Source organism: Streptomyces sp. NPDC001927 (assembly GCF_053594455.1).
The window spans coordinates 335885-358758 of the sequence record NZ_JBSFEN010000008.1 but is presented as its reverse complement, the minus strand read 5'-3'; the positions used below and the strand labels follow the sequence as shown (position 1 = coordinate 358758).

Annotated in this window: 16 protein-coding genes and 1 pseudogene; 14 read left to right on the top strand and 3 right to left on the bottom strand. The window is 72.6% G+C overall.

Annotated elements, in window-relative coordinates; genetic code table 11:
* Positions 1 to 112 precede the first annotated feature (112 nt).
* The 5 genes from ACWCO8_RS23640 to ACWCO8_RS23620 all read left to right on the top strand — a co-directional run bounded on the left by ACWCO8_RS23640 (position 113) and on the right by ACWCO8_RS23620 (position 8389).
* Positions 113 to 1222: an NAD(P)H-dependent flavin oxidoreductase gene (locus ACWCO8_RS23640; protein ID WP_451033902.1), complete on the top strand. Its 1110-nt coding sequence runs from the start codon at positions 113 to 115 to the stop codon at positions 1220 to 1222.
* Entirely contained in the window at positions 1219 to 2772 is a 1554-nt protein-coding gene (locus tag ACWCO8_RS23635) for an acyl-CoA synthetase (RefSeq protein ID WP_451033901.1), read from the top strand. Before ACWCO8_RS23640 ends, ACWCO8_RS23635 begins: the two co-directional genes overlap by 4 nt.
* 71 nt (positions 2773 to 2843) lie before the next feature.
* The gene (locus ACWCO8_RS23630) at positions 2844 to 3941 is read left to right on the top strand and encodes a calcium:proton antiporter (protein ID WP_451033900.1); all 1098 of its coding nucleotides are present in this window, start codon (positions 2844 to 2846) and stop codon (positions 3939 to 3941) included.
* A gap of 63 nt (positions 3942 to 4004) precedes the next feature.
* Positions 4005 to 5546 (top strand): fatty acyl-CoA synthetase, encoded by a 1542-nt coding sequence (locus ACWCO8_RS23625; RefSeq protein ID WP_451033899.1) that lies wholly within the window; start codon positions 4005 to 4007, stop codon positions 5544 to 5546.
* Positions 5547 to 5581: 35 nt separating this feature from the next.
* A complete protein-coding gene (locus ACWCO8_RS23620; protein WP_451033898.1) occupies positions 5582 to 8389 on the top strand; it encodes a hypothetical protein in 2808 nt (935 codons plus the stop codon).
* 22 nt (positions 8390 to 8411) lie between these two features.
* Here the strand turns inward: ACWCO8_RS23620 and paaK are convergent, their stop codons facing one another.
* The gene (gene paaK, locus ACWCO8_RS23615; RefSeq protein ID WP_451033897.1) at positions 8412 to 9698 is read right to left on the bottom strand and encodes a phenylacetate--CoA ligase PaaK; all 1287 of its coding nucleotides are present in this window, start codon (positions 9696 to 9698) and stop codon (positions 8412 to 8414) included.
* 163 nt (positions 9699 to 9861) lie between these two features.
* Here paaK and ACWCO8_RS23610 point away from each other — a divergent pair, with 163 nt between their 5' ends.
* From ACWCO8_RS23610 to ACWCO8_RS23580, 7 genes and pseudogenes are all read left to right on the top strand, one after another.
* A complete protein-coding gene (locus tag ACWCO8_RS23610) occupies positions 9862 to 10680 on the top strand; it encodes a bestrophin-like domain (protein ID WP_362014196.1) in 819 nt (272 codons plus the stop codon).
* Between the two features lie 181 nt (positions 10681 to 10861).
* Positions 10862 to 11902: pseudogene (locus ACWCO8_RS23605) on the top strand (type III polyketide synthase); the annotation flags it as partial.
* 257 nt (positions 11903 to 12159) lie between these two features.
* Positions 12160 to 13377 (top strand): cytochrome P450, encoded by a 1218-nt coding sequence (locus ACWCO8_RS23600; RefSeq protein ID WP_451033896.1) that lies wholly within the window; start codon positions 12160 to 12162, stop codon positions 13375 to 13377.
* 46 nt (positions 13378 to 13423) lie between these two features.
* Complete coding sequence (locus tag ACWCO8_RS23595; RefSeq protein WP_451033895.1) at positions 13424 to 13963, top strand: cupin domain-containing protein; 540 nt, start codon at positions 13424 to 13426, stop codon at positions 13961 to 13963.
* A 124-nt stretch (positions 13964 to 14087) separates the two neighbouring features.
* A complete protein-coding gene (locus ACWCO8_RS23590; protein ID WP_451033894.1) occupies positions 14088 to 14918 on the top strand; it encodes a GNAT family N-acetyltransferase in 831 nt (276 codons plus the stop codon).
* Between the two features lie 138 nt (positions 14919 to 15056).
* A complete protein-coding gene (locus ACWCO8_RS23585) occupies positions 15057 to 16247 on the top strand; it encodes an FAD-dependent monooxygenase (protein ID WP_451033893.1) in 1191 nt (396 codons plus the stop codon).
* A gap of 2 nt (positions 16248 to 16249) precedes the next feature.
* Positions 16250 to 17779: a hypothetical protein gene (locus ACWCO8_RS23580; protein ID WP_451033892.1), complete on the top strand. Its 1530-nt coding sequence runs from the start codon at positions 16250 to 16252 to the stop codon at positions 17777 to 17779.
* 4 nt (positions 17780 to 17783) lie between these two features.
* Here ACWCO8_RS23580 and ACWCO8_RS23575 read toward each other — a convergent pair whose 3' ends face one another.
* Positions 17784 to 18584 (bottom strand): pentapeptide repeat-containing protein, encoded by an 801-nt coding sequence (locus ACWCO8_RS23575; RefSeq protein WP_451033891.1) that lies wholly within the window; start codon positions 18582 to 18584, stop codon positions 17784 to 17786.
* 117 nt (positions 18585 to 18701) lie between these two features.
* On the opposite strand from ACWCO8_RS23575, the gene ACWCO8_RS23570 reads away from it, so the two are divergent.
* Complete coding sequence (locus tag ACWCO8_RS23570) at positions 18702 to 20222, top strand: alpha/beta fold hydrolase (RefSeq protein ID WP_451033890.1); 1521 nt, start codon at positions 18702 to 18704, stop codon at positions 20220 to 20222.
* Here ACWCO8_RS23570 and ACWCO8_RS23565 read toward each other — a convergent pair.
* Positions 20219 to 21856, bottom strand: a complete 1638-nt coding sequence (locus ACWCO8_RS23565; RefSeq protein WP_451033889.1) for an acyl-CoA synthetase — start codon at positions 21854 to 21856, stop codon at positions 20219 to 20221. The two genes, ACWCO8_RS23570 and ACWCO8_RS23565, sit on opposite strands and share 4 nt — an antisense overlap.
* A 177-nt stretch (positions 21857 to 22033) precedes the next feature.
* On the opposite strand from ACWCO8_RS23565, the gene ACWCO8_RS23560 reads away from it, so the two are divergent.
* Positions 22034 to 22834, top strand: coding sequence for a crotonase/enoyl-CoA hydratase family protein (locus ACWCO8_RS23560; protein ID WP_451033888.1), 801 nt, complete (start codon positions 22034 to 22036; stop codon positions 22832 to 22834).
* Positions 22835 to 22874: the final 40 nt, after the last annotated feature.

The window sequence follows — 22874 nt, the reverse complement described above, 5'->3', positions numbered from 1 at the left end:
CTTTCTTACCGGGGTGGGTGCGGGTCAAGGAAGCGGGCGGCGGGACAAAGAATCTGACACAGCATCAGAAAATCTCTTCCCTCGGCAGAGCCCCTGCGGCATCCTGCCGCCCATGAAGACGGAGCTGAGCCAAAAACTGGGGATCGAGCACGCCATCTTCGGCTTCACGCCCTTCCCCGCGGTGGCCGCCGCCATCACCAGAGCCGGCGGGTTCGGCGTGCTCGGCGCGGTGCGCTACACCGCCCCCGACGACCTGGCCCGAGACCTCGACTGGATGCAGGAGCACACCGACGGGCTGCCCTACGGCCTCGACGTCGTCATGCCCGCGAAGAAGGTCGAGGGGGTGAGCGAGGCCGACGTCGAGGCGATGATCCCGGAGGGGCACCGCGAGTTCGTCCGCACGACCCTCGCCAAGCACGGCGTCCCCGAGCTCGCCGAGGGCGAGGCCTCCGGCTGGCGGATCACCGGATGGATGGAGCAGGTCGCCCGCAACCAGCTCGACGTCGCCTTCGACTACCCCATCAAGCTCCTCGCCAACGCCCTCGGCTCCCCGCCCGCCGACGTCGTCCAGCGCGCCCACGACCACGACGTCCTCGTCGCCGCGCTCGCCGGCAGCGCCCGGCACGCCCGCCACCACGCCGAGGCCGGCATCGACATCGTCGTCGCCCAGGGCTACGAGGCCGGCGGCCACACCGGCGAGATCGCCTCCCTGGTCCTCACGCCCGAGGTCGTCGACGCCGTCTCCCCGCTCCCCGTCCTCGCCGCCGGCGGCATCGGCAGCGGCGAACAGATCGCCGCCGGACTCGCCCTCGGCGCCCAGGGCGTCTGGCTCGGCTCCCTCTGGCTCACCACCACCGAGGCCGACCTCCACTCCCGCGCGCTGACCGCCAAACTCCTCGCCGCCGGCTCCGGCGACACCGTCCGCTCCCGCGCCCTGACCGGCAAGCCCGCCCGTCAGTTGCGCACCGAGTGGACCGACGCCTGGGACGACCCGGACGGCCCCGGCACACTCCCCATGCCCCTCCAGGGACTGCTGGTCGCCGAGGCCGTCTCCCGTATCCAGAAGTACGAGGTCGAGCCGCTGCTCGGCACCCCGGTCGGCCAGATCGTCGGCCGGATGAACGCCGAACGCAGCGTCCAGCAGGTCTTCGACGAGCTCACCCGCGGCTTCGAGAAGGCCGTCGACCGCATCAACCGCATCGCCGGAAGGAGCGCGACATGAGCGAGCAGCAGGCCAACGGCTTCTGGTCCCAGGCGGCCGCCGACCCCTCCCGTACGGTCCTCGTCGCACCCGACGGCGAGGAGTGGACCGCGGGTCGGCTGCACGCCGACGCCAACCGGCTGGTCCACGGACTGCGCGCGGCGGGACTTGAGCGCGGTGACGCCTTCGCGGTCGTCCTGCCCAACAGCGTTGAGTTCCTCGTCGCCCATCTTGCCGCCACCCAGGCCGGGTTCTACCTCGTGCCCGTCAACCACCACCTGGTCGGGCCCGAGATCGCCTGGATCGTCGCCGACTCCGGCGCCAAGGTGCTCCTCGCCCACGAGCGGTTCGCCGCCGCCGCGACGGCCGCCGCCGACGAGGCCGGTCTGCCCGCCACGCACCGCCACGCCGTCGGCGCGATCCCCGGCTTCCGCCCGTACGCCGAACTCCTCGACGGATTCCCGGAGTCCGCGCCCGAGGACCGCACCCTCGGCTGGGTCATGAATTACACCTCCGGCACCACGGGCCGGCCGCGCGGCATCCGCCGCCCGCTGCCCGGCAAGCTCCCGGAGGAGACGTACCTCGGCGGCTTCCTCGGCATCTTCGGGATCCGCCCCTTCGACGGCAACGTGCACCTCGTCTGCTCGCCGCTCTACCACACGGCCGTCCTGCAGTTCGCGAGCGCCGCCCTGCACATCGGACATCCGCTCGTCCTCATGGACAAGTGGACGCCCGAGGAGATGCTGCGGCTCATCGACGCGCACGCCTGCACCCACACCCACATGGTCCCGACCCAGTTCCACCGGCTGCTCGCGCTCCCCGAGGAGGTGCGCGGCCGTTACGACGTCTCGTCGATGCGGCACGCCATCCACGGCGCCGCGCCCTGCCCGGACCACGTCAAGCGGGCGATGATCGACTGGTGGGGGAGCTGCGTGGAGGAGTACTACGCGGCGAGCGAGGGCGGCGGCGCGTTCGCCACCGCGGAGGACTGGCTGAAGAAGCCGGGCACGGTCGGCAAGGCCTGGCCGATCAGCGAGCTCGCGGTCTTCGACGACGACGGCAACCGGCTCCCGGCCGGTGAACTCGGCACCGTCTACATGAAGATGTCCACGGGCGGATTCGCGTACCACAAGGACAAGGAGAAGACGGCGAAGAACCGCATCGGCGACTTCTTCACCGTCGGCGACCTGGGCGTGCTCGACGAGGACGGCTACCTCTTCCTCCGCGACCGCAAGATCGACATGATCATCTCGGGCGGGGTCAACATCTACCCCGCCGAGATCGAGTCGGCGCTCCTCACCCACCCGGCCGTCGCCGACGCCGCCGCCTTCGGCATCCCGCACGCCGACTGGGGCGAGGAGGTCAAGGCCGTGGTCGAACCGGCCGAGGGGCAGGCGCCGGGGGAGGCGCTCGCCGCCGCGATCCTGGCGCACTGTGAGGAACGCCTCGCCGGCTACAAGCGCCCCAAGTCCGTGGACTTCATCACCACGATGCCCCGCGACCCCAACGGCAAGCTCTACAAGCGCAGGCTCAGGGAGCCCTACTGGGAGGGCCACGACCGCCCTCTCTGACCCGCCCTCACGCACCCTGACGGCGGACCGGGCACAACGGGCGAATGCCGCTTTGTGGCAGGATGCAGATCATGAGTTCGAGCACGGCAGGCCTGGCACGACAGTGGACGACATGGGGACCGGTCGTGGCGGCCGTCGACCTCGCACTCACGTGGGGACGTGATCTGGCCGGCTTCGGGGTCGCGATCGCGGCCGTCTGTCTGCTGGCCGCCGTGCTCGCCGCCGTCCACCACGCGGAGGTCGTCGCCCATCGCGTCGGCGAACCCTACGGCTCGCTCGTCCTCGCCGTGGCCGTCACCGTCATCGAGGTCGGACTGATCGTCACCCTCATGGCGGGCGGCGGCGAGAAGACCGCCACGTACGCCCGGGACACCGTCTTCGCCGCCGTCATGATCACCTGCAACGGCATCGTGGGCATCTCGCTGCTCGTCGGCGCCCTGCGCAACCGCATCGCCGTCTTCAACGCCGAAGGGTCGGGCGGCGCCCTCGCCACCGTCTGCACCCTCGCGACCATGACCCTGGTCCTGCCGACGTTCACGACGAGCCACGCGGGCCCCGAGTTCTCCGGCGCGCAGCTGGCCTTCGCCGCCGTGGCGTCCCTCTGCCTGTACGGAGTCTTCGTCGCCGTCCAGACCGTCCGGCACCGCGACTACTTCCTGCCGGTCCCGCGGGAGGGCCAGGAGTCCGCGGACGACCACGCCGACCCGCCGACCAAGCAGCAGACCTGGGCGAGCCTCGGCCTCCTCGTCCTCGCGCTCGTCGCCGTCGTCGGCCTCGCCAAGCTCATCTCGCCCACCATCGAGGACGGCGTCGAGTCCGCCGGACTGCCCAAGGCCGTCGTCGGTGTCGTCATCGCCCTGATGGTGCTGCTCCCCGAGACTCTCGCCGCCGTACGGGCCGCGCGCCGGGACCGGATGCAGACCAGCCTCAACCTGGCGTACGGCTCCGCCATCGCCAGCATCGGTCTGACGATCCCTTCGATCGCACTCGCGTCCATCTGGCTCTCGGGGCCGCTGGTCCTCGGCCTCGGGGCGGTCCACATGGTGCTGCTCGTCCTCACCGCCGTCGTCAGCGCCCTGACCGTGGTGCCCGGCCGGGCCACCCTCCTCCAGGGCGGCGTCCACCTCTCCATCTTCGCGGCCTTCGTCTTCCTCTCGTTCAGCCCCTGACCCCGAAGCGCCGGGGTGGCACACGTACTTGACCCGCCTCCCCGGGCCGCCGAGGATCGCGCCATGGAACGACTCCTCAGCCGCACCGTCGACGGCGTCCTGCGCATGGCCGCCCAGCGCACCCCCGAGCGGATCGCCGTCCGGTACGCGGACCGCTCCTGGACCTACGCCGAGCTGGACGCGGCCGTGAGCACCGGGGCCGCCGTCCTGCGGGAGCGCTACGGACTCGAGGAGCGCGCCGGGGTCGCGACGTACGGCCACAACTCCGACGCGTACTTGATCGCCTTCCTGGCCTGCTCGCGCGCGGACCTCATCCACGTCCCGGTCAACCACCACCTCACCGGCGAGGACCTCGACTACATCCTGCGCCAGTCGGGGAGTTCGCTCGTCCTGGCCGACCCCGCGCTCGCCGACCGCGTCCCCGCGGACCTGCCGGTACGGGCCCTGCGAGACACGGGGGACTCCTTCCTCACTGCGCTCGCCGAACCCGACACCACGTACGACACCGACCGTGACGCCCGCGCGTACGTCCAGCTCCTCTACACCTCGGGGACGACGGCGCTGCCCAAGGGCGCGCGGATGACGCACCGGGCGCTGGTCCACGAGTACGCGAGCGCCATCGAGGCCCTCGACCTGAGCGCCGACGACCGGCCGGTCCACTCGCTGCCGCTCTACCACTCCGCGCAGATGCACGTCTTCCTGCTGCCGTACCTCGCGATCGGCGCCGAGAACACCATCGTGGACGGCCCGGACCCCAAGGTCCTGTTCGACCTGATCGAGGCGGGCCGCGCGGACAGCCTCTTCGCCCCGCCGACGGTCTGGATCGGCCTCTCGAACCACCCGGAGTTCGCGACCCGGGACCTCTCCGGCCTCCGCAAGGCGTACTACGGCGCCTCGATCATGCCGGTCCCCGTCCTGGAGCGACTGCGCGCACGCCTCCCCGACCTCCGCTTCTACAACTGCTTCGGCCAGTCCGAGATCGGCCCGCTCGCCACGGTCCTCGGCCCGGACGAGCACGAGGGCCGCCTGGACTCCTGCGGGCGCCCCGTCCGCCACGTCGAGGCGAAGGTCGTCGACGAGCACGGCGAGGAGGTGCCCGACGGCACACCGGGCGAGATCGTCTACCGCTCCCCGCAGCTGTGCGACGGCTACTGGGACAAGCCGGAGGAGACCAAGGATGCCTTCCGCGGCGGCTGGTTCCGCTCAGGCGACCTCGCGGTACGCGACACCGACGGCTACTACACGATCGTGGACCGGGTGAAGGACGTCATCAACTCCGGCGGCGTCCTGGTCGCCTCCCGCCAGGTCGAGGACGCCCTCTACACCCACCCGGCCGTCGCCGAGGTAGCCGTCGTCGGCCTCCCCGACGACCACTGGATCGAGGCGATCACCGCCGTGGTCGTCCCCCGCGAAGACGTCACCGAGCACACCCTGATCACCCACGCCCGCGAGAAACTCGCCCCCTTCAAGGCCCCGAAACGCATCCTCTTCGTCCCCGAACTCCCGCGCAACGCCAGCGGCAAGATCCTGAAACGCGAACTCCGCGACCGCTTCGCGGCGGGGACGGCCGGGACGAGCGAGTCCGGCGTGTGCAGCCCTCCTTGATCCCCACCGCACCCCCACGGGTAGCGTGCGGTGATATGAGCACGCCAGAACCCGAAGAGCTCGACAGTACGTTCCTCCACCTCTTCGCGCACGCCGGAACGGACGCCGCGGCCCAGGTGGCCGAGGCGCTCACGCCTGAGCAGCGGGCGGGCATCCTGCGGCGGCGCTGGTACCCGCAGGGCCTGCGCGACTGGGCGGCCGAACACGGCGAGAGCGTCGACGCCTCGGCCGAGGAAGTCGAGGAGCAGTGGGGCGCCCCGCGCGCAGGGGCCTTCGCGAAGGGCGCCTGGAACGCTGAGCCGCTGCCCGAGGTGCAGCGGCGGGTCAAGGACCGGCTGGGCGATGACGAGCAGGCCTGGCAGAGCGCGTTCGAACTGCTCGCGACCGGCTTCAAGGGCGACCTGCCGAGCCTGCTCGACGCCGCCTTGCGTCACGAGACCACCGGCCGCGCCGCGGATCGCCCCATCGACCCGAGCACACCCGTGTACTGGATGATCCGGATCGCGCCGGCCGGCCTGCGGCTGGGCCTGCTCCGCCGGCTGGCCGAAGCGCACTTGCGCTCGTTCGTGTTCGACAGCTTGCCCGAGTCCTCGATGGCGCAGGCCCTCGTCGACACCGGCGATCACACGGTCTGGCAGCGGCTGCTCGGCTCGTCCTACGGGAAGGAGTACCGCAGCGACTACAAGGACGAGGAGCTCCAACCCTTCCTCCTGACGCGGGACGACCCCGAGCTCAACGCTTGGCTGCTCACCGGCGTCGACAGAGGGCTGCCGCATCGGGGCCACCGGCTCGCCCCCGCCATCCGGCTGGCGCTCCTCGAAGGTCGCCCGTTCGGGGCCGACGCGGCCGACCCGCTGCCGCGCACCCCGGCCGTCCACGCCCTGATCGCGTCGGCCCCGCCGTCCTCCCCCTTGGAGCCGGAACTGCTGCGCATCTCCTACGACTCCCGCGAGCCCGGCCTCGCGGCCGCGGCTCTGCACGCCTCCTGCGCCGGCGACGAGCCGTTGCTGACCCCGTACCAGCAGCTGGTCGCGGCGATACGGCTGTGGGGGTCGGGCAGCTCCGACACGCTGCGCGCGCTCCTGGAACGGGCCGCCGACGCCCCCGGCGTCACCGACGCACGCGTCCGCGAAGCCTTCCGCGTGGCGCTCGCCGGCAATGCCGTACAGCCGCTGTACGACGCCGTGTCGGCGTTCCGGCAGGACGCGGACGATCACCTGGACGAGGCGCTCCGGGTGTGGAACCTCCGTCTGCCCGCGCCCGTCGGTTCCTCCGAACTCGCCCGCTACACCCAGGCCGAGCTCGCCGCCGTGAGCCGCGCCGTCACGGGTGACCGCTGGTACCGCGTGGACTGGGACCTCGTCCGCAGCCGCCTCGCCGACCCCGACGTACGGCACCACAGGCGGCGGGCACGCGAACGTTACGGGGTCCTGCTGGTCCACGCCGACTGCCCGCCGGACGTCGTGGCCGCCCTCGCCCACCCCGAACTCAAGGGGCTCGACCTGTTGCGGCTGTTCGCCGACCGGGACACCGCCGTCACCGCGCTGAGCCGCGGACACATCGGGTTGCCGGGGTCTCCCTGGAACTGTGCCTGGACAGTCGTGCGCGCCGCCCGCCCTCAGCCCGGCTGGGAGCCCGCGGTGACCCCAGCGGACGTCCTGCGCCACGCGCACCCCGTTCACGCCCTGGTCGCGTCCGTCCCTGGGGACACGATCGCCCACGCACTCGCCGAGTTCCTCGCGCGGGAGGGGATCGACACGCCGTCGGCCGAGGCGCGGCTGTGGCTCGCGCTGCGCCGCCTCACGCCGTACTTCGCTGGCCCCCTGCCGCGACTGCTGCGTACCGCCGCCCGGCTCGCCGACGGCGGCACGCCGCTCGACGTGGTGCCCGCCGCCGACCTCCTCGTCGGCCCGGGGCGGGAGGAGGCCGCCGACCTGGTCCGCGGCCGGCTGGGTGTTACACCGGGCCCCTGGACGCACGCCGTACGCTTGCTCGCCTCCGGCTTCGACGGAACGCTGGCCGAACTGCTCGACGCCGCACGGGCGGAGCCGTCCGCCGAGCCGGGCCCCGCTCCCGTCCTGCACGGGGCGCCGGCCGCCCTCCTCGGGCTCGCCCCCGCCGGTCTCGCCGACGTCGTGGTGAGCCGTCTCGACGTGCCGACCCGCCTCGTCCTCGTCCGGACCGCCCGGCACGCCGACACCGTGCGCGCCCTGGTCCGGAGCGGCGACCGACTCGTGTGGGACACACTGCTCGACCGCTCCCGGGTGCACGTGCCCGCCGACCCGCCGTTCCCGTCGCTGTACGGCCGCCTGCGCCGCGAGGTCCTCATCCCGGCGCTGCTCGCCCAGGACGACCCGTGGCTCAACACCCGGCTGGTGCGGGAGGAGTTCGCCTGGGACAGCCGAGAGAACGCCGCCCTCGTGAGCGCTGTGCTCGCGGGACGGCCCTTCGGCGGGGGAGAGCGGCCCGTGCCGGTGCTCCCCGGGCTGCGCGCCGACTTCGCCGACTGGACCCCCGACTCCGGCTCGGAACTGCCGGGCTGGACCCGGAACCCCTCCTTCTACACCTCTGCGGAGCCCGTACTGGCCATGCAGGCCTTGATGGCGGTGCGCAAGCCCAACCGCGTCGACTCGCCGGAATCTCAACTCGACGTCCGTCAGAGCCTGCTGGCCGCCTCGACACTCGCCCACACGGACCGCTTCGACCTGCTGGCGTACGTGACCACGCACTGGAACATCCGCTACCCGTACGGGCAGCACCAGGACGTCCGGGACCTGTTCGAACGTGCCGTGCGAACGCGTGCGGCGGAGGAGATCGACGCGGAGCTCTCCTCGCCTCGATGAGTCCCGTGCCCGGCCGGTGTCGCTAGTCGTTCCTGAGGTCCACGATCCGCTTGATCTTGCCCACGGACCGCTCCAGCGTCTCGGGGTCGACGACCTCGACCGCGACGGAGACGCCGATGCCGTCCTTGCAGGACGTCGCGATCGAGCGGGCCGCCTCCGTGCGTTCTTCGGGGGTGGCGTCCGGGCGGGCTTCGGCGCGGATGGTCAGGGCGTCGAGGCGGCCCTCGCGGGTGAGTTTCAGTTGGAAGTGGGGGGCTACGCCCGGTGTGCGGAGGACGATCTCCTCGACCTGGGTGGGGAAGAGGTTCACCCCGCGCAGGATCACCATGTCGTCGCTGCGGCCCGTGACCTTCTCCATGCGCCGGAACACCCGTGCCGTACCCGGCAGCAGCCGCGTCAGGTCCCGTGTGCGGTACCGGATCACGGGCATGGCCTCCTTGGTGAGAGAGGTGAACACCAGCTCACCCTCCTCGCCGTCCGGGAGTACCTCGCCCGTGATCGGGTCCACGATCTCCGGGTAGAAGTGGTCCTCCCAGATGTGCAGGCCGTCCTTGGTCTCCACGCACTCCTGCGCGACGCCCGGGCCCATCACCTCGGACAGCCCGTAGATGTCGACCGCGTCGAGGGCGAACCGCTCCTCGATCTCCTGTCGCATCGCCTCCGTCCACGGCTCCGCGCCGAAGATGCCCACCTTCAGCGAGGTCGTCCGCGGATCCACGCCCTGCCGCTCGAACTCGTCGAGCAGCGTGAGCATGTACGAGGGCGTCACCATGATGATCTCGGGCCGGAAGTCCTGGATCAGCTGGACCTGGCGGGCCGTCATGCCGCCCGAGGCCGGGATGACCGTACAGCCGAGCCGCTCCGCGCCGTAGTGCGCCCCGAGCCCGCCGGTGAACAGGCCGTATCCGTACGCCACATGGACCTTGTGGCCCGGCCTGCCGCCGGCCGCGCGGATCGAGCGGGCCACGACGTCGGCCCACGTGTCCAGGTCGCGCTCGGTGTAGCCGACCACCGTCGGGCGGCCGGTCGTCCCGCTGGAGGCGTGGATGCGCCGGACCTCGGACTGGTCGACGGCGAACATCCCGAAGGGGTACTGGTCGCGCAGATCGGTCTTGACCGTGAAGGGGAAGCGGGCGAGGTCGGCCAGCGAGCGGCAGTCGTCGGGGTGCAGGCCGGCCTTGTCGAAGGACTGCCGGTAGAAGCCCACGTTCTCGTACGCGTGCCGCAGGGTGGACCGCAACCGCTCCAGCTGGAGCGCCGCCAGCTCCTCGCGTCCGAGTCGTTCGCCGCTGTCCAGCAGATCCGTCATGCCGCGCCCACTCCCGTTCATTCGCCCTGAACTCGTAACCAATCGGACTACCGATCATTCGGTAGATCCTTTCGAGGTCAGTAAATCGGCCCGGACCCCGTCCGTGGCAAGAGGGTGGCGCCGAATTTCTGGATCCGTGAGCATCTGATTACGCTCGGTCGCCGTGACTCTCTGGCTCCTCAACCACCTCAGCACCCTCGCCCTCGGCGTCATGATCGTCGGCGGGACCGTCCTCGTCTCCCTCGCCGGGAGTGTTCTTCTGCGCCGCCGCCACCCCGGGCTCGCCGACGGGGAGCACAACGACATGGTGGGTGTCGTCCTCGGGATGTTCGGCGCGATCTACGGGATCATCCTCGCCTTCGTCATCGTCACCCTGTGGACGCAGATGGAGAACACCCAGAACGTGGTCGCCGCCGAGGCCACCGGCGTCGCCCTCATCGTGCGCGACGCCCGCGCCTTCCCGCCCGAGGCGCGCGCCCGGGTGGACGCCGCCGCCTCCGGCTACGTCCACGGCGTCGTCGAGGTGCAGTGGCCGCTCATGCGCGAGGGCGCCGCGGACTACTCCGTCACGAACGCCCGGCTCGACGGGCTGTACGACGCGCTCCAGGCGTACGAGCCCACCACCGAGTCGCAGAAGGCCTTCTACGCCCAGGCCGCCGCGACCCTCGACGACGTGGCCGGCGAACGCCGGGCCCGGATCACCATGGCCGGCCAGCAACTGCCCCTGCTCCTCCAGCTCCTTGCCGTCGGCGGCGCCCTCGTCATCATCCCGCTGACCTTCCTCTACGGGATGCGCAGCCGGCGCATGCAACTCCTCTTCGTCGGCGCGGTCGCCGCGCTCATCGGCTTCAGCCTCCTGCTCGTCGTCGTCCTCGACCGGCCCTTCGCGGGCGACCTGAGCGTCAGCCCCGCGCCGTACAAGGAAGGCGCGCTGGCCCAGTTCTGGGAGCCGTCCGCCGGGGAGGGGCTGGCGCGACGGTGACAACTCATCTGAACTTCCGCCACCACGGTTACCTCAAGATCACACAATTGAGTGTGTTTGATCTTCTTTCTGATCATTCCGCCCGCGCCCGGGGATATCGGAGGGAGCCAGAGGTCCGACCGGCGGCTCGTCCCCGGCCCGGAAGGACCCTCGTACGCCCCTCAGGTCGCAAAGGACCCCCATGCCCGTCCTGTGCCGTCCCGCCGTCTCCGTCCCCGAGCACACCATCACCCAGGACGAGACCCTCGCCCTGGCCCGCAAGCTGCATGCCGGACACGCGCAACTCCCGCTCGTGCTCCGCCTCATCGGCAACACCGGAGTCGCCAAGCGCCACCTCGTCCAGCCCATCGAGCACACGCTGGCCCACCCCGGCTTCGAGGCACGCAACGCGGTGTACGAAACCCAGGCCAAGGCACGCGTGCCCGCCGTCGTCGACGAGGCCCTCGCCCACGCGGGCCTCGACGCCCGCGACATCGACCTGATCGTCTACGTCTCCTGCACCGGCTTCATGATGCCCTCGCTGACGGCCTGGATGATCAACAACCTGGGGTTCCGCAGCGACACCCGCCAGATGCCGATCGCCCAGCTCGGCTGCGCGGCCGGCGGCGCCGCCATCAACCGCGCCCACGACTTCTGCGCCGCCTACCCCGGAGCCAACGCCCTCGTCGTGGCCTGCGAGTTCTGCTCGCTGTGCTACCAGCCGACCGACCTCACGGTCGGCAACCTCCTCTCCAACGGCCTCTTCGGCGACGCGGTCGCCGCCGCCGTGATCCGCGGAACGGGCGGCGTCGGCGTCCGGCTCGAACGCAACGGCTCGCACCTGGTGCCCGACAGCGAGGACTGGATCGCGTACAGGGTGCGCGAGACCGGCTTCCACTTCCTGCTCGACAAACGCGTCCCCGGCACGATGGAGCAGCTCGCCCCCGCCCTCGTCGACCTCGCCGCCCGGCACGGACAGGACGCGGGCGCCCAGGACTTCTACGTCATTCACGCCGGCGGACCTCGCATCCTCGACGACCTCGGCCGCCACCTCAAGGTCGCTCCGGAGGCCTTCCGCTTCAGCCGCGCCACGCTGACGGAGTACGGCAACATCGCGAGCGCCGTCGTCCTGGACGCCCTGCGCCGGCTCTTCGAGGAGGGCGGCCCGCCGCCGGGATCGCCCGGCCTGATCGCGGGCTTCGGCCCCGGCATCACGGCGGAGATCTCGCTCGGCAGCTGGACCGGCGGCCTTCCGGGGGACGAGATCCGCCGCGAGTCCGTCCACCTGGACCCGCCTGCTCGCACCACGACGACCACGACCCCGCCGGTGTCGGTGCTCGAACCCCGCCGCGCTCCGGCGCCGATGGCCCCCGCCTCCGCGGATGTCTCTCCGGCCCCCGTGCCCCCCACCCCCGTACCCACTGCCCTCGCCGCGCGCCCCGCTCCCTCCCGCCCGCTCGCGTCGCCGAACAGCAGCCCCGCTCCCGCGAAAGTCGCCTCATGACCACCACCGCCCAGAACTCCCTCAGCCCACGTGTCCACTTCTGGGCCGTGCCCGACCTCACCGGCCTCGAGTTCGACCCCCTTCTCGCGAAGCTGCTCCACGAGGACCCCGTCTCCCGGGTCCGGCTGCCGCACGGCGAAGGCCACGCCTGGCTGGTGACCCGCTACGAGGACGTCAAGTTCGTCTCCGTCGACCCCCGCTTCAGCCGCCAGGCCGTCCACGGCCGCCAGATCACCCGGCTCGCCCCGCACTTCATCCCGATGGACGGCGCCGTCGGCTTCGCCGATCCGCCCGACCACACCCGGATGCGCCGCGTCGTCGCCCGGGCCTTCTCCGCCCGCGCGCTCGCCGCCCTGCGCGACCACGCCCAGGCCACCATGGACCGGCTCCTCGACGCCCTGGAGGAACAGGGCGCCCCCGCCGATCTGATGGCCATGGTCAACCGGCCGTTCCCGCTCGCCATGGTCAGCGAGCTGATGGGCGTACCGGAGGGCGACCAGGGGCTGATGGCGCACTGGTCCGACACGATCATCTCCGCCGGCGCGGGCCGCGAGGCCAGCGAGCAGGCCAAGGCCGAGATGGCCCAGTACTTCACCGACCTCATCGGGCGCAACCACGGCACCGGCCGCGAGACCCTCGCCGCCGTCCTCGCCGACGCCGTCGACGACGGGACCCTGGAGGAGCACGAGGCCGTCGGCCTCGCCGTGCTCATCCAGATCGGGGGCGCGCATGCGGTGCGCAACAACAGCGCCAACATGGTCTACGCCCTGCTCACCCACCCGGAGCACCTCGCCCGGCTCCGCGCCGAACCGGAGCTGCTGCCCCAGGCCGTCGACGAGCTGCTCCGCTACATCCCGCACCGCAACGCGGTCGGCCTCTCCCGGATCGCCCTGGAGGACGTCGAGGTCGGCGGCGTCCTCATCCCGGCAGGCGCCCCCGTCTACGTCTCGTACCTGACGGCCAACCGCGACCCCGATGTCTTCCCCGACCCCGAGCGCCTCGACTTCGACCGCGGCTACAACCCGCACGTCGCCTTCGGCCACGGACCGCACTACTGCCCCGGCTCCCAACTCGCCCGCATCGAGTCGGAGATCCTCCTCGACACCCTCTGGAAGCGGTTCCCCGGACTGCGGCTCGCCGTGCCCGAGGAGGAGATCGAGTGGCAGCGGGGCGCGCTGATCCGCGGCCCCGAGACCCTGCCGGTCACCTGGTGAGAGGCCGCGTGGTGGGAGGACGTACGGTGAGAGGGCGTACAGCGCCATGACAGCGATCCACCCGGCAAAAGGCGGACTCGTCGTGCCACCCGGGCACGGCAAGACCCTGACGACCGCGGCGCAGCGGGTGACGTTCAAGGTCACCGGCGCGCACACCCCGACCGCCTCCACCTTCGAGGTCGAGGTCCCGCCGGGGTTCGACGTGGGCGCGCACACCCACGGCCACAGCGAGGAGCTCTTCTACCTGCTCGAAGGGGAGCTGGACGTCCTCGCCTTCGAGCCCCTCGTCCGCACCCCCGACCGGTGGCGGGACTGGGAGTCCGCCTCGGGCGAGCGGGTCGTTCGGGCCACCCCGGGCACCCTGATCCTCGTGCCGCCCGGCTGCCCGCACGCCTTCGCCAACCCGACCGGGGAGCCCGCCCGGATGCTGTTCCAGGCCTCCCCGCCGCCCGACCACGAGCGGTACTTCGAGGAGCTCATGGAGATCCTCGGCTCCGGGGGAGAGGTCGACCACGCGGCGATCGAGGCGCTCCGCCGCCGCTACGACATCGAACAGCTCACGCCGCTCCGCCACGCGCCCGGCTGAGACCGGGGCGCGCCCGGCCGGGCCGCCGGGGTGCGCGCCCGCCGACTGCCCGGCCGGGCCGCCGGGGTGCGTGCGCGCCGAAAACGGATTGCCGCGCCCCGGTGGCTGGTGCTGGAGTCTGCCCATGAACGACGAAGCGATCCGCGCCCTGCTCGCCCAGTACGACCGCCAGCTGCGCCTCGGCGCCCGCCCCGACGGGCCCGGCACCCGCGTGGAGCGGTCCGGGCCGGTCGTACGGCAGTCGGGCCCGGCCCACGCCTGGAACGGCGTCCTCTGGTCCGGGCTCGAGGAGCGCGACGCCGACGAGGCCGTCGCCGAGCAGATTCGTCACTTCACCGCGCTCGGGCTGCCCTTCGAGTGGAAGGTGTACGGACACGACGGCCCGGCCGACCTCGCGGACCGGCTCCTCGCCGCCGGGTTCACCGCCGAGGACGCGGAGACCCTCATGGTCGCGGAGGCCGCCACGCTGCCCACCTCCGTGGACCTCCCCGAGGGCGTCGAGCTGGTCCCCGTCACCGACGCCGCCGGAGTGGAACTCGTCACCCGGGTCCACGACCGGGCCTTCGGCGGCGACAGCTCCCACATCGGCCGCCAACTCCTCGACCGGCTCGCGGCGGCGCCCGACACCGTCGCCGCCGTACTCGCCATGGCCGGCGACGAACCCGTCAGCGCGGCGCGCCTGGAGCTGTACCCCGGCACCGACTTCGCGGGCCTGTGGGGCGGGGGCACGGTCGAGGACTGGCGGGGCAGGGGCCTCTACCGCGCCCTGGTCGCCTTCCGCACCCGGATCGCCGTCGAGCGCGGCCACCGTTACGTCCAGGTCGACGCGGCCGACACCAGCCGCCCGATCCTCCAGCGCCTCGGCTTCACCGCGCTGACAACGACCACGCCGTACGTGTACGTCCCCCAGGCGCCCCAGGTCGCCCAGGCGCGCCGGCAGCCCGCGGTGTCGTAGCCGCCCGGCGCACGTTGACACGCGTGGGGCGACATGTTGCTATGGGGCGCCGCTCAGCCCTCCCACCTGCGCCGCGTCCCGTCCCCACCCGCCGCCCGTGCCCCTGCGGCGGAGCCCGAGAATCCGAGCGAGGAACCCATGCCGCAGCGCGCCGCGACCGTCGTCGGCGGCGGGATCGGCGGCCTCGCGGCCGCCATCGCCCTGCACCGGAGCGGCTGGCGCGTCGAAGTCCTGGAACGGGCCCCGCGGTTCACCGAGATCGGCGCCGGGATCTCCCTCTGGCCCAACGCGCTCCGCGCGCTCGACGTGCTCGGTCTCGCCGACACCGTGCGGGCCCTCGGCGCCGTCGAGGCCTCGGGCGGCGTACGCGACCGCCGCGGCCGCTGGCTCTCCCGTACGGACACGGCCGAACTCGTACGCCGCTTCGGCCATCCCCTCGTGGTCCTGCACCGCGCCGAGCTGCTGCGGGCGCTCACCGAGGCGCTGCCCCCGGAGTGCCTTCGACCCGGCAGCGAGGTGACCGCCGTCCGCGAGGACGGCGACGGCCTCGTCGTCCAGCACGGTGGGGGCGAGTCCCGGGCCGACCTCGTCATCGGCGCCGACGGGCTGCGCAGCGCGGTCCGCGAGGCGCTGTGGCCCGACGCGCCCGCGCCCCGGTACGCCGGCTACACCGCCTGGCGCATGGTCACCGAGCCCCTCGCCGAACCGCCCGCCGAGGGCGCGGCGACCTGGGGACGCGGCGAGCGGTTCGGCTACACGGCCCTGCCCGGCGGCCGGATGTACTGCTTCGCGACCGCGTCGCTCCCGCCAGGTACCGGAACCGCCGCCGGCTCCACCGAGCACGCCGAACTGCTGCGCCGGTTCGGATCCTGGCCCGACCCGATCCCGGCCCTCCTGGCCGCCGTCCCCGCCGACGCGGTGCTCCGCCACGACCTGTACGAACTGCCCCCGCTGCCCTCCTTCGTACGAGGCCGGGTCGCCCTCCTCGGCGACGCCGCGCACGCCATGACCCCCAACCTGGGCCAGGGCGCCTGCCAGGCCCTGGAGGACGCGGTCACCCTCGCCGCCTGCCTCGACGGCACCCCGGACGTGACCGCCGCACTCCGCTCGTACGACCGGCTGCGCCGCCCCCGTACCCAGGCCGTCGCGCGCCGCTCCGCCCGCCTCGGCGCGATCGGCCAGCTGGCGTGGCCGCCGGCCGTGTTCCTGCGCGACGTCGCCGCCCGGCTCACGCCGGAGCGGGCGACCCTGCGTTCCATGACACCGGTGCTCGGCTGGACCCCGCCCGGTCCCACCGCGACCGTGCCCGCGACGGAGAACGAGACGTAACGATGCCGGACTGGACCTATCACCCCCTGCGCGGCGCTGCCGCCGCCGTCGTCGGCACGCGCCGCTCGCAGCGCACCGCGCTGCGGCTGCTCGCCGCGGTCGGCTCCCGCCCCGTCGGCGCGCGGCTGATCGCCCGGGGCTTCGGACACCGCCATCCACCGGAGCGGCTCGCCGGCGAGCTGGCCGGCGTGCCCGTGGCCGTGCGACTCGGGATATCCGTGCCGCCCGCGCTCGCCCACGAGACCGTCCGCGCCATGGCCCCGCTCGGGGCCGGTGTCGTCGAGGTGGCGCCGGTCGCGGCGGCCGATGTCGAGACCGTCCGCGCGGCCGCCGCCGGCCGCTCGATCCCGCTGGTCGTCCGTACCGCCGACCCGGAGGCCGAGGCCGCCCTCGCCCCGTACGTCGACGGCTTCACGCGCGACGACGAACCCCACGTCGTCCGGGTGTCGGACCCGTCGGTCACCGCCGCTGCCGCCACGCTCGACGACCCGAACGCCGTCGTCCTCGCCCGGCCGGGTGTGCTCGTCGAGGCAGGACCCGGCTGGTTCGCACGGGTCACCGAGGCCGCCACCCCCACCGCGCCCGCTCCGGGGCTACGGGACGTGGGCCGCGATCCCCGCCGCTGGCCCGCCTGGGTGTGGGGACTGCTCGTCGGACTCGGCATGATCGGCGCCGGACTCGGGGCGGCGGCGATCACCCTCGGGCCGGTCCTGCTCTGGTACGACCGCGACTACCTCGGCATGACGCTCGACGAGCTGCACGCTGCCAACCACCACCTTGTCCACTTCCTCCAGCACGACCGGATCACCATGGCCGGCACGATGGTGTCGATCGGCGCCCTCTACACCGGCCTCGCAGTCGGCGGGATCAGACGCGGCAGGGCCTGGGCCCGCGAGGCGTACCTGATCTCGGGCGCCATCGGCTTCCCGACCCTCTTCTACTTCTTGGTGACCGGCTTCGTGGAGCCCCTCCACACGGCCACCACGCTCGTGCTCTTCCCGATGTTCGTGGCCGCGGTCCGCCGGGCCCCGCACACCCCGCGCTGGCGCCGGATGCCCGAGGGCCCGGAGCGCGAGCGGCGCCGGGCCCTGGTGGGACAACTCCTGCTCATCGTCACGGGAGCGGGCCTGTTCGCGGGCGGCACGGTGATCTCGGTGGTCGGCCTGACCGGCGTCTTCGTGCCGAGCGACCTGGTCTTCCTGGGCGCCGACACGCAGGCCCTGGGAGCCGTGAACCCTCGGCTCGTCCCGTTCGTCGCCCACGACCGCGCGGGCTTCGGCGGCGCCCTGATGGCCGCGGCCGTGGCCATCACGCTGCTCAGCGCGTGGGGCTGGGGGCGGGGCGAGGCCTGGGTGTTCTGGTCCCTGGCCACGGCGGCGGCCTTCGGCTTCCTGCCCGCCGTCGTCGTGCACGGCGCGATCCACTACACGGACTTCCTCCACCTCGCGCCCGTGTACATCGGCATCCTCCTGACCGCCGTCGGCCTGCTCCTCGCCCGCCCCTACCTGTGCGCCAGGACGGCGGAGGCCTAGGGCCCTAGGCCCAGTGGGCGGGGCGCTCGAAGGCCGCCGGGAGGCGGGTCGTCGCGTCGCCGCGCGCCGCGTTCAGCTGCGGCTGGGTGAGGAAGAGGGCGTCCGTGAGGTCCGCGCCGGACAGGTCGGCGTCGCGCAGGTCGGCGCCGATCAGGTCGGTCAGGGAGAGGTCCGCGCCCTTCAGGTCGGCGGCGATCAGCAGGGCCCCGCGCAGGTCCGCGCCCCGCAGCTTGGCCCCGCGCAGCCGGGCCCCGATCAGGTCGGCCCCGCGCCGGCTCTTGGTCTTCGCGCCGGCCGCCGCCCGCACCAGGGTGCTGGTCTTCAGGAGCAGCGGGTTGACCTCGCCCCGTACGGCGCCGACGTCCAGCTTCTCCAGCGCGTCCGCCGACCCCTCGGTCAGCCCCTCCACGCGCGCGAGGGCGTTCCGCAGCTCCGCGTGGACCGGGCGCGCGGCGGGCCGGGCGAGGGCCTCGGTGAGGTAGCGCAGCAGCTCGTGGAGCTGGCGCATCACCGGGAACACCTCGTACATCTGCCGCGCGCTCTCCGGCGCCTCGCGCCAGGAGACCCCGCCGAAGGTGACCTGGGAGACCTTTTGGCCCGCGCCGAAGCAGTCGTACACCGTGCAGCCGGAGTACCCGCTCGGCCGCAGCCGGGTGTGGATGCCGCAGCGGAAGTCCTCCTGGAGGTTCCGGCACGGCTCCCCGGACGACTTGTTCACCGCGAAGTCCGCGGACTTGGCGAACGGGAGGGCGACGCAGCACAGCCCGAAGCAGTTCGCGCAGTCGCCTCGGAGGGTCTCGGGCATGGGAAAGTCGTTCCTTCGCGGGTGGGAGTCATCCCACCGTATCGCGCCTTCGGTCCGTATCGCGCCGTGGGCGAAATCGCTTGCGAAGATCATCCACCGGCGCGCACGATCGGTGCCATGCCGACCTTCACGACGTACGACGGGACCGAACTGGCCTATGACGTACGAGGGGAGGGGGAGCCGCTGGTCTGTCTGCCGGGCGGCCCGATGCGCGACGCCGCGTACCTCGGCGAGTTCGGCGGCCTGGCCGCGTACCGCCGCCTGATCGTGCTCGACCTCCGGGGCACGGGCGCCTCCGCCGAGCCCGCGGACCCCGCCTCGTACCGCTGCGACCGTCAGGTGGCCGACGTCGAGGCGCTCCGCCGCCACCTCGGCCTGGAGCGGATCGACCTGCTCGGCCACTCGGCCTCCGGGAACCTCGCCACGCTGTACGCGGCGGCCCACCCCGAGCGGGTGCGCTCCCTCGTCCTCGTCACCCCGGGCACGCTGGCCGTGGGCATCGAGATCACCGACGAGGAGTGGGACAAGGCGGGGGAGGTCTTCGCGGATCAGCCCTGGTACGCGGAGGCTTGGGCCGGCCTGGCGACCATCGGGCCCGACACGCCCGCGCCGCGGGTCATGGAGATCACCGCCCCCTTCAAGTACGGCCGATGGGACGAGGAGGCCCGCGCCCACGCTGCCGCGATCACCGACGAGGCGCACTGGGACGCGGCGGCCGCCTTCCATGCACCCGGCGCCTTCGACCCGGAGGCCACCCGGGCCGCGCTGGCCGGCCTCACCGCGCCCGTACTGATCCTGGCGGGCGAGTACGACGGCGGTCCGAGCCCGGCACGGGCCGCCGAGCTGGCGGAGTGCTTCCCGCACGCCGAGCTGGTCGTCCAGCGCGGCGCGGGCCATTTCCCCTGGGTCGACGACGCGGGCGCCTTCGCCCGCCCGATCGCGGCCTTCCTCGACCCGGAGGTCCGCACGGTCACCGTCGACGGCGTCCGCCTCGCCTACCGGGTGTGGGGCGAGGAGGCCGCCCCGCCCGTCGTCCTGGTCCACGGGCGCGGTGGGAACAGCGCCGAGTGGGCGCGGATCGCCGGGGAACTGGCCGCGGACCGCCGGGTGTACGCCGTCGACCTGCGCGGCCACGGCCTGAGCGACTGGACAGGGCCGTACGGATTCGACGTGTTCCGCGACGAGTTGCGCGGCTTCCTGAAGGAGCTCGACCTCACCGGCGCCGATGTCGTCGCCCACTCGATGGGCGGCGCGGCGGCCTACCTCCTCGCCCTGGAGGAGCCCGGCCTGATCGGCAGGCTCGTCCTGGAGGAGGCGCCCGTCTTCATCCCGCTCGACCCGCCGCGCGGCCACGCGGAGCGCCCCGAGGGGCCGCTCCCGCTCGACTGGGCCGTGGTGCACGCGACCGACGCCCAGCTGAACGCGCCCGATCCCGCCTGGCGCGAGGGCCTGGCGACGATCACAGCCCCCACCCTGATCCTGGCGGGCGGCGAGACCAGCCACTTCGCGCAGGACCGGCTTTCGTGGCTTGCGGACGAACTGCCCGCGGCGCGCCTCGTCAGGATCGCCGCGGGCCACGAGATCCACCGGTTGCAGCCGGACGCCTTCCTGGCCGCGCTCCGGGATTTCGGTATCTAGCGCGCGCCCTGCGCCCCCGGGTCCTCGGCGGCGGCGAGGGAGCGGGCCCAGCGGTAGTCGGCCTTGCCGCTGGGCGAGCGCTGGATGGCGTCGGCGATCACCAGCTGGCGGGGGATCTTGTATCCGGCGAGCCGGGTGCGGCAGTGGGTCTGCACGGTCTCCAGGTCGAGCGCGGGGGCCCCGGCGCGCAGCTGGACGACGGCCGCCACATGGTTGCCCCACTTCGCGTCCGGCACACCGGCGACCAGCGCGTCGTACACGTCCGGGTGGGACTTCAGCGCCTGCTCGACCTCCTCCGGATAGACCTTCTCCCCGCCGGTGTTGATGCACTGCGAGCCCCGGCCGAGGACCGTGACGATGCCTGCCTCGTCGACGGTCGCCATGTCGCCGAGCAGGACCCACCGCTCGTCGCCCTTCTGGAAGAAGGTCTCGGCCGTCTTCGCCGCGTCGTTGTAGTAGCCCAGCGGGACGTGGCCGCGCTGGGCGAGGCGTCCCACCTCGCCGATCGCGACCTCTTCGTACGTCGCCGGGTCCACGACCCGCGTCCGCTCGTTGACCTCGAGGCGGAAGCCCTTCTCCGGGCCCGAGTCGTCCGTCGCCTTGCCGTTGGAACCGGACTCCGAGGAGCCGAAGTTGTTCAGCAGCAGTACGTTCGGCACGAGCGCCTGGAACTGGGCCCGTACCGTCTCCGACATGATCGCCCCGGAGGAGGAGACGCTGAAGAGCGAGGAGAGGTCCGTCCCCTTGAGCGGGCCGTGGAGCGCGTCGATGAGCGGCCTGAGCATCGCGTCGCCCACCAGCGACACGCTGGAGACCTTCTCCTTCTCGATCGTCCGGAGCACCTCCTCCGGCGCGTACTTGCGGTGGATGACCACCCGCTGGCCGTAGTTGAAGGCGATGAACGACGTCAGGGTCGAGGTGCCGTGCATCAGCGGGGGAGCGGGGAAGAACGTGATCCCCGAGCCGCCCGCGGCGACCCGCTCGGCCAGCTCCTCGGGCCTCTTGACCGGCTCGCCCGCCGGGTCGCCGCCGAAGAGGCCGGCGAAGAAGAGGTCTTCTTGGCGCCACATGACGCCCTTCGGCATCCCCGTCGTACCGCCGGTGTAGATGATGAAGAGGTCGTCGGCGGAGCGCGGCGCGAAACCGCGCTCGGGCGAACCGGCGGCTTCGGCGTCGGTGAAGGCGGTGCACGCGAGCGCCGGGGAGCCCTCGGGCGGGGTCCCCACCCGCACGAGGTGCCGCAGCTTCTCCGTCTGCGGCCGCGCCGCCGCGACCCGCTCCGTGAACTCGGCGTCGAAGACGAGCGCGGCGAGGTCGGCGTCCCGGTAGAGGTAGACCAGCTCCTCCTCCACGTACCGGTAGTTCACGTTGACCGGGACGATCCGTGCCTTCAGACAGGCCAGGACGGTCTGGAGGTACTCGATGCCGTTGTACATGTGGATGCCCAGGTGTTCGCCCGGCCGGATGCCGGAGTCGACCAGATGGTGGGCGAGCCGGTTGGCGGCGGCGTCCAGCTGCGCGTACGTGAGCCGGCGCTCCGCGCCCGTGCCCGGGTGGTCGACGTAGACGAGCGCCTCGCGCTCCGGGACCACGTCGACGACCGACTCGAACAGGTCGGCAAGGTTGTACTCCACCGTTCCTCCTGACCCCGCTGGTCGTCCAGGCCCGAACTGACTCGGCGGTCATTAGAGCGCCGAGCGGCGGAGGTGGGAAGGGGTCGCGCAGAACAATCTGACTGAGTGTCAGAAAACTATTGAACTGGAACCGCCCCTCCTGCAACCTGTTCTAGGTCTCGAGACGGGAGAACGCCCATGGGTGGGACCGAACACCTCACCGTGCAGCGCGAAGGCGCCACGCTCGTGCTCACGCTCAACCGGCCTGAAGCCAAGAACGCCCTCTCACTGCCCATGCTGGTCGGTCTTTACGACGGCTGGCTGGAGGCAGACGCCGACGACACGATCCGCTCCGTCGTCCTCACCGGCGCCGGCGGCTCCTTCTGCGCCGGGATGGACCTCAAGGCGCTGGCGGGCAAGGGGATGGAGGGCGAGCAGTACCGGGACCGGCTCAAGGCCGACCCCGACCTGCACTGGAAGGCGATGCTGCGCCACCACCGCCCGCGCAAGCCGGTCATCGCGGCCGTCGAGGGCTACTGCGTCGCCGGTGGCACGGAGATCCTGCAGGGCACGGACATCCGCATCGCGGGCTCCTCCGCCACGTTCGGCCTCTTCGAGGTGAAGCGCGGCCTCTTCCCGATCGGCGGCTCGACCGTCCGGCTGCCGCGGCAGATCGCCCGCACGCACGCGCTCGAAATGCTGCTGACCGGGCGGCCGTACGGAGCGGAGGAGGCGGCCCGGATCGGACTCGTCGGCCGCGTCGTCCCCGCGGGTACGGCGCTGGAGGCGGCGCTCTCGGTCGCGGAACAGATCAACGCCTGCGGCCCGCTCGCCGTCGAGGCCGTCAAGGCCTCGGTCTACGAGACGGCCGAACTGACGGAGACGGAGGGCCTCGCGGCGGAACTCGCCCGCGGCTGGCCGATCTTCGACACGTCGGACGCGAAGGAGGGGGCGCGCGCTTTCGCGGAGAAGAGGGCCCCGGTGTACCGCAGGCAGTGACCTTTCCCCACCCCGCCCCTTTCGCGCACGATCCAGCCCC